The sequence below is a fragment of the Vreelandella profundi genome (assembly GCF_019722725.1).
Classification (GTDB): Bacteria; Pseudomonadota; Gammaproteobacteria; order Pseudomonadales; family Halomonadaceae; genus Vreelandella; species Vreelandella profundi.
The window spans coordinates 761,181-774,025 of the sequence record NZ_CP077941.1; the positions used below are offsets into that span (position 1 = coordinate 761,181).

General features: G+C 56.1%; 10 protein-coding genes. 4 read left to right on the top strand and 6 right to left on the bottom strand.

Annotated elements, in window-relative coordinates; genetic code table 11:
* The first annotated feature begins 48 nt into the window (after positions 1–48).
* The gene (locus tag KUO20_RS03560; RefSeq protein ID WP_235041536.1) at positions 49–1,701 is read left to right on the top strand and encodes a multidrug ABC transporter permease/ATP-binding protein; all 1,653 of its coding nucleotides are present in this window, start codon (positions 49–51) and stop codon (positions 1,699–1,701) included.
* 46 nt (positions 1,702–1,747) lie between these two features.
* Here KUO20_RS03560 and fhuF read toward each other — a convergent pair whose 3' ends face one another.
* Positions 1,748–2,542, bottom strand: a complete 795-nt coding sequence (gene fhuF, locus KUO20_RS03565) for a siderophore-iron reductase FhuF (RefSeq protein WP_235041537.1) — start codon at positions 2,540–2,542, stop codon at positions 1,748–1,750.
* 202 nt (positions 2,543–2,744) lie between these two features.
* On the opposite strand from fhuF, the gene KUO20_RS03570 reads away from it, so the two are divergent.
* Entirely contained in the window at positions 2,745–4,913 is a 2,169-nt protein-coding gene (locus KUO20_RS03570) for a TonB-dependent receptor (RefSeq protein WP_235041538.1), read from the top strand.
* Positions 4,914–4,934: 21 nt separating this feature from the next.
* Here KUO20_RS03570 and KUO20_RS03575 read toward each other — a convergent pair whose 3' ends face one another.
* The 4 genes from KUO20_RS03575 to KUO20_RS03590 form a co-directional block, all read right to left on the bottom strand.
* Positions 4,935–5,789, bottom strand: a complete 855-nt coding sequence (locus KUO20_RS03575; protein ID WP_235041539.1) for an ABC transporter substrate-binding protein — start codon at positions 5,787–5,789, stop codon at positions 4,935–4,937.
* Entirely contained in the window at positions 5,786–6,553 is a 768-nt protein-coding gene (locus tag KUO20_RS03580) for an ATP-binding cassette domain-containing protein (protein WP_235041540.1), read from the bottom strand. Before KUO20_RS03580 ends, KUO20_RS03575 begins: the two co-directional genes overlap by 4 nt.
* Positions 6,554–6,660: 107 nt before the next feature.
* On the bottom strand, positions 6,661–7,248 hold the full coding sequence (locus tag KUO20_RS03585) for a cytochrome b (RefSeq protein WP_235041541.1): 588 nt from the start codon (positions 7,246–7,248) through the stop codon (positions 6,661–6,663).
* 16 nt (positions 7,249–7,264) lie between these two features.
* Positions 7,265–8,212, bottom strand: a complete 948-nt coding sequence (locus tag KUO20_RS03590) for a siderophore-interacting protein (RefSeq protein WP_235041542.1) — start codon at positions 8,210–8,212, stop codon at positions 7,265–7,267.
* Positions 8,213–8,411: 199 nt separating this feature from the next.
* On the opposite strand from KUO20_RS03590, the gene fhuB reads away from it, so the two are divergent.
* Positions 8,412–10,412: a Fe(3+)-hydroxamate ABC transporter permease FhuB gene (gene fhuB / locus KUO20_RS03595; RefSeq protein ID WP_235041543.1), complete on the top strand. Its 2,001-nt coding sequence runs from the start codon at positions 8,412–8,414 to the stop codon at positions 10,410–10,412.
* 35 nt (positions 10,413–10,447) lie between these two features.
* Here the strand turns inward: fhuB and ltaE are convergent, their stop codons facing one another.
* Positions 10,448–11,455, bottom strand: a complete 1,008-nt coding sequence (gene ltaE, locus KUO20_RS03600) for a low-specificity L-threonine aldolase (RefSeq protein WP_235041544.1) — start codon at positions 11,453–11,455, stop codon at positions 10,448–10,450.
* A 116-nt stretch (positions 11,456–11,571) separates the two neighbouring features.
* Between ltaE and KUO20_RS03605 the strand changes: the two genes are divergently transcribed.
* Entirely contained in the window at positions 11,572–12,810 is a 1,239-nt protein-coding gene (locus KUO20_RS03605) for an NAD(P)/FAD-dependent oxidoreductase (RefSeq protein ID WP_235041545.1), read from the top strand.
* The last annotated feature ends 35 nt before the right edge of the window (positions 12,811–12,845 follow it).

Below are 12,845 nucleotides of genomic sequence, written 5' to 3' on the forward strand. Positions count from 1 at the left end.
GCAGTACGTCAAACTTCAGCGCTCTTTATTTACAAGGTGAAAACTCCCATGGAGCTGGTGCGCTTAGTACTTCGTCACTATCGCTGGCCATTTTTGGGCGCGATAGGTTTGAGCCTGTTAAGTGCTGGCTTAGGGGTGGGCGTCATTGCGTTTATTAATCAGCGGCTGATTGAAGTAGGCAGCCTGGCCGCGTTACCGCAATTTTTGGGCTTATTGGCATTATTACTCGCCATCACGCTGGCGACACAGCTGGCGCTGACCGTGCTTGGGCATCACTTTGTCTTTGACCTGCGCTCACGCCTAGTGAAGCGCATCCTGGATAGCGATATCGAGCGACTGGAGCAACTGGGCAACTCAACGCTGCTGGCGAGTTTATCGAGCGATGTGCGAAATATCACCATTGGCTTTGTGCGCCTGCCGGAGTTGATTCAAGGCGTGGCCTTAACGCTTGCTTCAATCGCGTACCTGGCTTGGCTATCGCCGCAAATGGTGGTGATTACCGTGCTGTGGATTGCATTCACCATGGGCGTGGGCTGGGTGTTGGTGTCGCGGGTCTATCGCCATTTTCGCTTAGTGCGTGAAAGTGAAGACCGCTTATATAAAGACTATCAATCGGCCATTGAAGGGCGCAAAGAACTGGCGCTCAATCGCGATCGAGCGCAGCGCTTTTTCGACGAAACCTATACCGCTAATGCCCGTGATTATCTCTACCACATTATCCGTGCCGATACGTATCATCTCAGTGCCGGCAACTGGTCCAATATTATGATGCTTGGGGCCATTGGCGTGGTTTTCTTTATGGCTAACGGGCTGGGCTGGGCAACGCCTGCCGTCGCCGCCACGTTTGCGTTGGCGCTGCTGTTTTTACGCACTCCCTTGATTCAAGCCATCGGCGCTTGGCCTACCTTGATTAGCGCGCAGGTGGCCTTTGATAAGCTGGCAAGTCTGGAGCTTGCCGACTACCAGCCAGGCTTTAGCGTCGACGATTCGCTGCACACCTGGCAACGGCTTGAGCTGGTTGACGTTAGCTATCACTACCCGGCCAGTGCGCAGGGTGAAGGATTTCACGTAGGCCCAGTCAGCCTGACGCTAGAGCGCGGAGAGCAGGTGTTTCTGATTGGTGGCAACGGTAGCGGTAAGTCAACGTTAGCGCGGCTATTAACGGGGCTCTATCGTCCTCAAAGTGGCCAGATAAAGGTGGATGGCCAGGTGCTAACGCCGGCTCAATGGCACGCCTTTCGAGCGCGCTTTGCGAGCGTATTCACCGATTTCCATCAGTTTGATCAAGCGATGGGCCCGGGTGGGCTTGCTGCTGATCCACAAACGGTGGCAACGTGGTTAGAGCGGCTGCAAATGCAGCATAAACTGCAGTGGGAGGGAGATCGAGTCACTAATACGCAGCTGTCACAAGGACAGCGTAAGCGTCTGGCGCTGCTGCTCGCGATTGCTGAAAAGCGGGAAATCTTATTGTTAGATGAGTGGGCAGCCGATCAGGACCCGCAGTTCCGTCGTTTATTCTATCGTGAACTGCTGCCACATTTGCGCGATATGGGCATCACGGTGTTTGCTATCAGCCATGACGATAGCTATTTCGAGCATGCCGACCGGCTGTTGGAAATGTCGAAAGGACAACTAAGTGAGCTTAAAGGCGAGCAGCGAGCGCTGGCTAGCGCCGACGCGGTAGCGCAGATTAATATCTAGATCAACTGGCCATCGCTTGCCTGTTTTTCTGATAAAAGCCGCTTAGTTAACAAGCGGCTTGCTTGGTTCGGGCACGTTTTTTTGCCTCGATATTGCAGCCTTCAAGCGGGCAGGTACCGCAGGTGCCTAATTCCTCCAGCAGGTAGCGCAGGCAACACAGCTTGCGCACCCGCTTTACCCCTTCATTGCCGTTAGGCTGAACGTAACGTACCGGTTGAAAGAGCGGATTGCGTTTACCGTTCGCCAAGGTGCGTGTTTCTAACAGTGCTTTGGCCGCTTCAAGAGCATCTGCGTTGACGAGCGGATGCTCCGCCAACACATTGATGAAATGATCGATGTAGCTCCCTGCATTACTCCAAAATACCCGCGGCGCCGCGCCGGAAATGGCCGCTAGCTGTTCAATTAGCGGTGTCCAGTGCTGCTCGATTAACGTCGCAAAGCGACCATATGGGGCGTGGGTCGTTAATGGCGTGCCTTCGTGAGGTAGCCATAGTCGTGAGGTACAGCCCTTGTCGTTAAGGATGACCTGAAGATCGTTCAGCCCCACCGGCAGTTCGCGATTAAGCAGCAGGTTGGCCGCGAGCGTCGTCAGTGCCAGCGCGCTGAAATGCCACTTCGACCAAATAGAGGCGACTGCTCGCAGGTCCCCGCCAGGGTACTGCTCCGCCATTCGGGCGAGATCCTCTTTCAGCCAATGGGCATCGCGCCAGCGGGCAGTGCTAAAGGCTTCCCGCGGGGGCGTGCCGCCAATAAGGGGCGGCGTAAAGTTGGCTAACGGCCCTGTGTAGCAGGCGGCTAATGAAGGTTCGAAGATTTGCGGCTGACGCAGGGCGAGGGACATAAACGAACTCCAACACGGGGCGCTGGGTGGATAACAAGGTGCTTACTTTAAACGATAATACATCTCAGTTAAATGTCGGGATGTATATTAAATGCGTTTTAATATCAAATGAAAATAATTTTGCTTTGCTGTAGCATTTGCATTCCCGCTATATTTTTAGCACTTGTTGCTCGCTTTTTATCGATACTGAGGAACCCGCTTCATGTCGCTGTCTTCCCCTTCCTGGCGCACGCTCACCTTTGTGTTACTGGGAGCGCTGCCGATGCCCTCGATGGTGTGGGCGCAAGCATCTTCCGGCAATAATGCCCCGCTTGATACGGTCACGGTGATCGGTGAAGCGACCGTTCGCGGTGATACGCTTTCGCCTGCGTTTGCCGGTGGCCAAGTAGCTGCCGGAGCGCGCATTGGCTCCTGGGGGCAGCGTAATGCTGCCGATGTGCCGTTCAACGTCATTGGGTTTACCGCTGAGCTTATTGATAATCAGCAGGCGGACACGCTGGCCGATGTGCTTATTAACGATGCGTCGGTGCAAAGTGGTTTTGGCTACGGTAACTATGCTGAGAAGTTTCAGATTCGTGGCTTTGAACTGGATGGTGAAGATATCTCTTACGGTGGGCTTTATGGCGTATTGCCTCGCCAGGTGATCGCGACCAATATCGCCGAACGCGTTGAGCTGTTTAAAGGCGCCAATGCCTTTGCTAACGGCGTTTCGCCCAGTGGCTCGGGCGTGGGTGGCGCGATCAACATTGAGCCAAAACGAGCGGCGGATGCCCCGCTGACGCGGCTAACCACCGGGGTGACGGGCAGCGGCTATGTGGAAAGTGGTATAGACGTTGGGCGGCGCTTTGGCGATGAGAATCAATTTGGCGTGCGCGCTAACGTCGTACGCGGCCGCGGCGACACCGCGATTAATGATGAAGAGCGGCGGGCAACGTCTGCCGTGGTTGGGCTCGATTACCGCGGTGAACGTGGCCGTGCTTCGTTAGATATTGGCCATCAAGCTCATAACGTCAACGGTGGCCGTTCGGTCGTCTATGCTGGCGCGGGTCTTACGGCGGTTCCCGATGCACCCTCCGCGGATGCTAACTATTCGCCAGAGTGGGCGAATACCGATTTGCGCACCAATTTCGCGATGCTGCGTGGTGAGTACGACATTACCGGCAGCTGGACGGCGTATGCCGCACTGGGTGGCAATAACACGCGCGAAAGCGGGCTTTATGCATCGTCAACGGTTAACAATACGCAGGGTGACGCAACCACTGGCCAGCTGCGCGTTCCTTATCGTGCGGAAAGCGTTGGCGGCCAAGCGGGTCTGCGCGGAGCGTTTGACACCGGTGCGGTGAGTCATCAGCTGGACCTTGGCTATTCAAGCGTTTATCGCACCACGCGGTCGGCCTATGAATTAGCCTCGCCTGGCTTACCTACCAATATCTACCGGCCGGCTGACATTGCCGTACGCGAGCCTGCTTTTGCGGGTGGAGATATGAATGACCCCAATTTACGTAGCCGTATCCGCAACAACGGCGTATCGCTTTCCGATACGTTGGGCTTTCTGGATGATCGCCTGCTCTTCACGCTAGGGGCGCGCTACCAGGAGGTCGAGGTCACCAACTATGATTATGATGGCGACTTTGATGCTCGCTTTAGCGATACGCGCCTTTCGCCCGTGTATGGCATCGTAGTAAAGCCGACAGATAGCTTGTCACTTTACGCCAATCACATTGAAGCGCTCCAGCCAGGCGACACCGCGCCAACAAGAGCGGTAAACGCGGGCCAGAGCATTGGTTTGGTCGAGGCCGAGCAAAACGAGGTGGGTGCTAAGCTAGATTTGGGTACTATCGGCGGCAGTTTGAGTCTGTTTGAAATCGAGCAGCCCAATGCCTTTATTGACGCTGAAACCGGTGTTTTTGGCTATTACGGCGAGCAGCGTAATCGTGGCGTGGAGCTCAGTGTGTACGGTGAGCCGGTGGAGGGGGTGCGTTTGCTGAGCAGCGCCATGTGGATTGATCCTGAGCTGGTTCGCACCGATAACGGCGCTAATCAAGGCAACGACGCGGTGGGAGTGCCCAACTACCGCTTAGTAGTCGGCAGCGAGTGGGATATTCCTCAGGCACCGGGCTGGACATTGAGCGGGCGCGCGGTGCGTAACGGCAGTCAGTATCTAGACCCCGCCAACCAGCTTGAGGTCGACGCCTGGACCCGCTGGGACCTTGGGGTTCGTTACGCCATGCCGTTAAATCAGAACACGCTCACCCTGCGTGCCAATATCGAAAATCTGACCGATGAGAACTACTGGGCTTCTGCGACCGGCGGTTATTTGACTCAAGGCGAGCCTCGTACGGTCAAGCTTTCTGCTGCATTAGACTTTTAAGCTTCCTTTAAAGAATTTCGCTTAACGAGCTAGTAGCGCTTCGCTGAGTAACTCAGCGAAGCGTGCTGCTGATGGAAATCCGCCAAAACTCCACACTGCCGGTAGGCGAATAATGCGATCTGCCTGCACGGCTGGAAGGTGCTGCCACAGCGCATTACCCGAAAAATGGTCACTCATCCCCGCGGGCAGTGGCTCAACGACGACAATGGCCGCATTGGGATAGGACAGCAACTCCTCTAGCGCCACCGTTGAAAACCCCCATTGATTGGTTGGATGCTGCCAAACATTGCTCAGCCCCAAGCGTTCAAGTACCGCTTGAAAAAGGCTGTGTTCGCCAAACACGCGCAGATGCCGTGCATCGATGAACTGCACAACGAGTAGCGGTGGCTGCTCTGCTAACTGCGTTTTTTGCTGGTTCAAGTAGGTTTCTAACCCATTGATCATCGCAACCGCTGCATCCTCGCTGCCGATCAACGCCGCCAAGGTGTGGGTCGTGCGCTCAAGGCGTTGCCACAAGGGCTCGCCGAGCTGGTAGGTGTCTAGCGCGGTGACGGGGGCAACGGTACGAAGCTGTTCGCTTAGGCGCATATACAGTGGCGAAAGCAAAATATGATCGGGCGCTAGTTGAGCGATTAACTCGCGATTGGGCTGTGCGCGAAGGCCAATGTCAATAACGCCTGGCGGTAGCTGCTCGGCGCCGGCCCAGCGCTGATACTGGGGAATCTCTGCTAACCCTACGGGCGGATTGTCCAGAGCTATCAATGTTTCGGCAATCGTCCAGTCCAGCGTCACAATAGCGGTTGATGCGATAGCCTGATTAGAGAGAGAACTCAGGCAGATCAACGCTAATAGCCCGTTGCGAAGGCAACGTGTCATTGGGCAACGGCGATATTGTGTTCTCCGTTAGGATGTTTCATGACCTGCATGGGCAACCCATAAATAGCCTCTAATGTGCTGCTGCACATCATCTTGCTAGGCGTGCCGTGGGCGAGTAAGCGCCCGCTATGCAGGGCCATCAGTTCATCGCAGTAGCGCGACGCCATATTGATGTCGTGCAGCACGATAATAACGCCAAGATTTAGCTCATCACACAGCTTGCGGATCAGCGCCAGTACTTCGATTTGGTGGGCGATATCGAGCGCTGCTAATGGCTCGTCGAGCAGCAGAAATCGGCTGCCCTGGGCGAGTAGCATGGCCAGCCATACGCGCTGGCGTTCACCGCCGGAGAGCGTGTCGACCAGGCGGTCGGCAAAATCTTCAGTGTGGGTTAACGCAATGGCGCGCTCTACGGCGTCAGCATCTTTCTGGCTATGGCGGCCCAGTAGCCCATGCCAAGGGTAACGGCCAAACGCGATGAGCTCACGCCCGGTCAGGTTTTCGGCACTTGGCAAATGCTGAGGTAAATAAGCCACTTGACGAGCAAACTCGCGATTACCCCAGTCGCTCAACGGGCGTTGATCAAAATGGATGTCACCTTGGCTAGTGGCCTGCTGCTGCGCCATTAGCTTTATCAGCGTCGATTTGCCTGAGCCATTATGTCCAATCAGGCCGTAGACCTTACCTTGCTCAAACGTATGCTCAATGGGTTGAAGCAACGGTTTGCCATTTATTTCAAAGGTAGCGCCCTTAACCTCGAACATGAATGACTCCTGGTGATGGGGTAGCAATAAAGGAATCTATTCTAGTGCTAATGGTTCTCATTTTTAACCTTGTGACGACAATAAAAATTTCCATGCACTCGGTTTGATTAACCCGTCATGCGCGCCACTATCTTGTCCTTGAACCAAAAACGATGAACCAGTGCCATCGCCACATGGCCGATGACTAACGCTAACAGTAGCCATGATAGCGGGCTATGGAGCAACCCCGCAGGGGCCATCATCCAGGCGATGTCGCGCTCTGCTTCTGGCAGTATCTGCATGCCGTAGAACTGTAATACGCCGCCACGGCCATACTGGCGAAGTAGGGCAATGGCAGGTAGTACTATCAGCAATGCGTAGAAGGCGTGATGAACACTGCGGGCAAGTACGCCACCTATTCCCGGTGGCGGGGGCGGGCGGTGCTGTCGGTTATGCCATGCCCAGCCTATGCGCACTAAGGTCACGAGAAGTATTAAAATGCCTACGGATCCGTGCGGCCCAATACTCGCTAGCATCAGCGTCAGGGCGTTTTCGCCCAACCCTTTCCAGGCGAGTACAACCGTAAACTGTAGCGTCACCAGCGCGGCGGTTACCCAATGAAGCGTTCGGCTTATGTATCCAAAGCCTGTGACGCTATCTCGCCAGCGCGGGGTGATGCTATTCACGGTGCTGAGGGAATCAATATTCAGCGTCATGGTTCTCAGCGATCCTTTAACCGTTGGCCTTGCCCAGGCGCCAATAGCCCATGCTGGTAACATATTTTTTAGGCAGTCCGCACTCGTTGATTAAGTAGCGGCGCAGTCGCATAGCGACCTTAGTTTCGGCAGCAATCCAAACGTATAAAGGCGCGCTATTGTCGACGACGGCGGGCTCCCAAAGCGGTTCATCTTCGTCCTCGCTGCGCTCATCCACGCGGTTATCAGTGGCCGTCGCTGTGCAGGGCGTGCCGCCCAGGGCAATAATCTCTTGATGCAAATCGATATCGTGCAGGGCTCGCATCAATCGTTCACCGTGTTGGCAGCCAGGTTCAGCATCGCGGGCTAACCAGCGCAGTTCGGTGGCGTGAGGAAGCGACTGAACATCGTCGCTGCGAGGTACTTCAAACAGCGCCTCGACTCTGGGTTTCAACGGCAGGTCGTCAAGGCTTTCAAGAATACCCGCCGCCGCTGGTAAGGCCGTTTCGTCAGCAATGATCAGAATGCGGCGCACGCCCTGGGGTGGTTTCCACTCGTAACCCAGTTTTGGACCTTCCGCAGCGGCAGCCGGGGCCGTCATGGCTAGGCGGTCGCCTGGACATGCGTGGGTTGCCCAGCGCGATGCGGGACCGGTGTCACCGTGAAGCACGAATTCTACATCCACCTCGGCACACTCAGGGCGAAGGGCGCGAATAGTGTACGTGCGCGCAGTAGGGCGCTGATCATCCGGCAGGGCGCGATAGGCGCTGTACCAGTCATGCTCTGCGCGCTTGGCGATCTCAAACAGCGGGTCGAGCGTGGCACCACCTTCGGGAAAGAACAGCTTGATACGCTGATCCGGTGCGTAGGTGGCCATTTGGCTGACGTCCGGGCCGCTAAACGTGAACCTAACCAGCGATGCGCTGACGTGCGTGCGGCGCAAGAGCGTAATATCGAAAATGCGGTAGCTTTGTTTTGCGGCCATAAAGTGTACTCGCCGGATAAAGGGTATTAATTGTAGCGCTAATCGTTATCATTTAGAATTATGTATTCTAATTCAGCTGTTAACGTTTAGAGAATGCTAGGGCTCAGAAAATGCCTCTTCCATTAGCGGTGCGGATATTCCCGCTGCTTTCCGCACGGCTCACCGCCATGTGTTTGGCTGTTACACGGGATAAACCATTATGTTAGGCGTTTCACCCAGCACCCGTATTAAGCGCGGTTTATCACCAGCTAAAACCTGCCTGTTATTGAGTCTGCCGCTGATCGTACTGCTTTACATGGCGTTGCAAGAGCAGGGCGGTTTTATAGTGGGGGTGCGTGCGCTGGCCGCACCTTCCTTTGAGCAGGTTAACGAGCTGCTGCTTTACTACGCGTGGTGGCCACGTCTTTCTGTGGCTCTACTGGCCGGGGGCGGTTTGGGGCTTGCAGGAGTGTTGATGCAGCAAGTGCTGCGCAACCCGCTGGCATCGCCGACCACCTTGGGAGTGGCGTCAGGCGCTAACCTTGCGCTGATGACGGCAACATTGCTGGCACCTGGGCTGCTGGTGATCGGGCGCGAGTGGGTCGCCTTGGTAGGCGGCGGGCTGGCGGTTGGCCTGGTATTTCTGCTTTCTTGGCGCCGTGGGTTAGCGCCTATGGTGGTCGTACTTTCAGGGCTGGTGGTCAATCTGTATCTCGGCGCCCTGGCGACGGCACTGCTGTTGTTTAACCACGAGGCGCTTTCTGGGCTGCTTATTTGGGGTGCGGGTTCGCTGGCGCAAAACGGTTGGGACGGCGCCGCGATACTCTGGCCTCGGCTGGCCGTCAGCTGCGTGGCCGCGTGGTTTTTACTGCGCCCCCTGGCGGTGCTGGAGTTAGATGATGCCAGTGCTAAAAGCCTGGGTGTGTCGCTTGCCTATTTGCGCTTTGCGGCAATGGGGTTGGCCGTTTTTATTACCGGCAGCATTGTGAGCGTGGTGGGCATCATTGGCTTTATCGGTTTGGCCGCGCCTAACATTGTGCGCATGGCGGGGGCGCGGAAATTAGGCCCGCGTTTGCTTTGGTCGACGCTCCTGGGAGCCGTGCTGCTAGCCACGACGGATCTGCTTCTTCAGCAGTTCTCGGGCATAGCCGCGACGTTGATTCCCACTGGCGCCATCACCGGTGCGTTAGGCGCACCGCTGCTTATGTGGCTAATTCCACGCTTAAAACTGCAGGGCGATCGGCCACCGAAAAGCGCGAGTGTGTTTGTGCACCGTCATCCCGCACCCTCCCGGTTGGCAACAGGCTTACTGTTAGCGCTATTGGGGGCCACGGTGTTGGGGCTGCTTGTTGGCCAGGGCGTGGACGGCTGGTATTGGCTGGTGCCCAATAACTGGGATGTGATGCAGTGGCGCCTGCCGCGAGTGATGGCCGCCGCCGCCAGCGGCTTGATGCTGGCGATTGCCGGGACGATTCTCCAGCGTCTTTCCGCCAACCCCATGGCCAGCCCTGAAGTCTTGGGTATTAGCGGCGGCTGCGCTATTGCGCTGATTTTAGGGATTTTTCTGCTGCCAGCGCCCACCAACATGATGTTAGTGGGCGTAGGGACGCTGGGCGCTTTCGCAACGTTATTAGTGCTGGTGGGCATCAATCGCAAGAGCGGCTTTCTGCCTGAACGTTTACTGCTGACAGGGGTTGCGATCAGTGCGCTGTTTGATGCAGTGCGTAGCGTAATGCTGGCAGGCGGCGATCCGCGTGGACAGCAGGTGATCGCTTGGCTGGCGGGTTCTACTTACTACGTAGATATCACCAATGCGGTGGTGGTGGGGGGCATTGCGGCCGTATTGGCGCTAGTCACGCTGCCGTTTAACCGCTGGCTGGATATCATGCCCTTGGGTGCACCAACAGCGCGCGCGTTAGGAGTAACGCTTAATCGTGCTCGCTTGGCGCTGTTGTTACTGGTGGCACTGCTCACCGCTTGTGCGACACTGGTGGTTGGACCGCTTTCGTTTATTGGCCTGCTGGCGCCACATATGGCGCGTTTAGTCGGCTTCTCACGCGCGGGGCAGCACCTGTTGGGCGCTGCGTTGATCGGTATGCTGTTGATGGTGCTGGCCGACTGGGTAGGCCGTCAGCTGGTTTTCCCCTATGAGATACCGGCGGGCCTGGTCGCCTCCTTGATTGGCGGCGCATACTTTATGTGGGGGCTGCGGCGGCTGTAATGATTTGTCAACACGCTAGCCCCACGAGGTGTCATTTAATGCTGGCTAAAGTAGGCGTTCATCACTGCAATAACCTTATCAATATCCGTATCATTGATATCGCGATGGACAACGAAACGCGTGGCGTAAAGCAGCTCAATGAGCACGCCATGCTCTTTAAGCCAGGCGGAAAGTGGCTGGATATGAGCGTCAGGGAAACGTGCGAATACCATGTTGGTGGCCTGGGAAGTGATTTCGACGCCGGGCAGCTGCGCCAAACCTTCTGCTAGGCGTGCGGCGCGGCGGTGGTCATTGCTTAGATCAGCTACGTGATGGTCCAACGCGTGCTGGCAGGCGGCGGCGATAATCCCTGCCTGGCGCATGCCGCCACCGACCATTTTGCGTAAACGGCGTGCCTTATTGATTAACGCCTGTGAGCCTACCAAGGCTGAGCCTATCGGTGCTCCAAGGCCTTTTGAAAAGCATAGAGACACGCTGTCAAAGGGCTCGCAGAGCTGCTTAAGTGTAGTGTTCGTGGCGACGGCGGCATTAAACAGCCGCGCGCCGTCTAAGTGTGTTGCCAGCCCGCGTTCACGCGCCAAATTCGTTGCTGCGCTGACGTAATCGGCCGATAGCACTTTGCCGGCTATCGTGTTTTCCAAGGCGAGCAGCTTACTGCGCGCAAAGTGAAAATCGTCAGCTTTGATGGCAGCGCTTATTTTCTCAAGTGGCAGCGTGCCGTCAGCGGCGTTTTCAATTGGCTGTGGTTGAATGCTGCCTAAGACCGCCGCACCCCCGCCTTCATAGCGATAGGTATGGGCTGACTGCCCTACGATATACTCATCGCCGCGTTCACAGTGCGCCATTAACGCGACGAGGTTACTTTGCGTGCCGCTAGGGAATAGCAGCGCGGCTTCAGCACCCGCCAGCTCGGCGAGATTTGCTTGAAAGGCGTTGACCGTTGGGTCATCGCCCCACACGTCGTCGCCTACCGGCGCTGCCATCATGGCCTCTTTCATGGCGGGCGTGGGGCGGGTCACCGTATCACTGCGTAAATCAATCATGCGTCTCTCCTTTTTTTTGTGCTGGCAGTCACTTAGATATGTTTTCTCAAGCAAGTTGTGAAGGAAGCACCTATGGTTAACAGCATACTGCAAGTCTCTCCAGCATAGGCAACCCGATGGATCTAAAAAGTGGCTATCCCTATTGGGCGATCAAGAATGGTCTGCTGACAGCATTTCCCCAGCTTACCCATGATCATGCGTGCGACGTTGTGGTGATTGGCGGCGGTATTACCGGTGCCTTAATCGCTGATGAACTTAGTCGGCACGGCCATCACGTGGTGGTCATTGAGCAGCGTGATGTGGGGTGGGGAAGCTCCGCGGCGAGCACGGCGTTGCTGCAATACGAAATAGATACGCATATGACCGATCTGGCCAAGCGCTACGGAGAAGCCGATGCGGTACTCGCTTACCGCGCCTGCGCCGAAGCCATTGGCGAGATTGAAACCTTGGCGGTGGCGCTAGGCGACGTAGATTTTGAGCGCCAGGAAAGCCTTTACTATGCCAGTCATGAAGAGGATGTGGCAGCCCTCAAAGAGGAGCTGGCGCTGCGCCAAAAGCACGGATTCGATGCCATATGGCTGGACAGTGACGCCGTATTCGCGGAATACGGCTTTGATGCACCTGGCGCGATTCTTACTCAGCTGGCCGCCAGCATTGATCCTTATCGCATGGCCTATCGGCTATTTAATGCCGTTGTCGAGCGGGGTGGGGAGGTGTATGACCGCACGCAAATGGAATCCATAGCGCCTGATGAGCAGGGCGTAACGTTAACGCTTACTAACGGAGCTACGCTGCGATGTGAGTATTTAGTTATGGCAGCGGGATATGAGTCGCAGGCCTGGCTGCCTGATAAAGTGGCGATCAATCGCAGCAGCTACGCCTTTATCACCGACCCGCTTTCGCCTGAGGCACTAGGGAAATTACGCCACACGATGGTGTGGGAGTCTGCGCGCCCGTACCTTTATATGCGTTGCACCGGCGACGGCCGCTTGTTAGTTGGCGGTGACGACGACGATGAAGATATACCCAAGCGTCGCGATGCTCGGGTTGAAGAGAAAGCCGCGGGCCTGGCGCGTAAGATAGAAGCGCTATGGCCGAGGCTTGATATGAATCCCACCTTCTCATGGGGCGGCACCTTTGCTGAAACAGAGGATGGCCTGCCTTTTTTTGGCCCTCACGAGGCGTTTGGCCCACGCGTACACTTTGCCATGGCATATGGCGGTAATGGCATCAGCTATAGCATGATTGGCGCAACGTTGCTGCGTGCGCTTATTGAGGGTAGGGAGCATCCGTTGAAAGCGCTATTTTCGTTTCAGCGTCTGGCTAAATTAGCTGCGCGGGAAGACGGCTGTTAACACCCGCTGCAAAATACGTATGATTGAGAGCTATC

What these genes read in the sequence shown, in the direction of transcription:
- fhuB (WP_235041543.1), top strand. Translation starts at nt 8,412, where the DNA reads ATGTTAGGCGTTTCACCCAGCACCCGTATTAAGCGCGGTTTATCACCA.
- KUO20_RS03605 (WP_235041545.1), top strand. Translation starts at nt 11,572, where the DNA reads ATGGATCTAAAAAGTGGCTATCCCTATTGGGCGATCAAGAATGGTCTG.
- KUO20_RS03580 (WP_235041540.1), bottom strand. Translation starts at nt 6,553, where the DNA reads ATGTTCGAGGTTAAGGGCGCTACCTTTGAAATAAATGGCAAACCGTTG.
- KUO20_RS03560 (WP_235041536.1), top strand. Translation starts at nt 49, where the DNA reads ATGGAGCTGGTGCGCTTAGTACTTCGTCACTATCGCTGGCCATTTTTG.
- fhuF (WP_235041537.1), bottom strand. Translation starts at nt 2,542, where the DNA reads ATGTCCCTCGCCCTGCGTCAGCCGCAAATCTTCGAACCTTCATTAGCC.
- KUO20_RS03585 (WP_235041541.1), bottom strand. Translation starts at nt 7,248, where the DNA reads ATGACGCTGAATATTGATTCCCTCAGCACCGTGAATAGCATCACCCCG.
- KUO20_RS03575 (WP_235041539.1), bottom strand. Translation starts at nt 5,789, where the DNA reads ATGACACGTTGCCTTCGCAACGGGCTATTAGCGTTGATCTGCCTGAGT.
- KUO20_RS03590 (WP_235041542.1), bottom strand. Translation starts at nt 8,212, where the DNA reads ATGGCCGCAAAACAAAGCTACCGCATTTTCGATATTACGCTCTTGCGC.
- KUO20_RS03570 (WP_235041538.1), top strand. Translation starts at nt 2,745, where the DNA reads ATGTCGCTGTCTTCCCCTTCCTGGCGCACGCTCACCTTTGTGTTACTG.
- ltaE (WP_235041544.1), bottom strand. Translation starts at nt 11,455, where the DNA reads ATGATTGATTTACGCAGTGATACGGTGACCCGCCCCACGCCCGCCATG.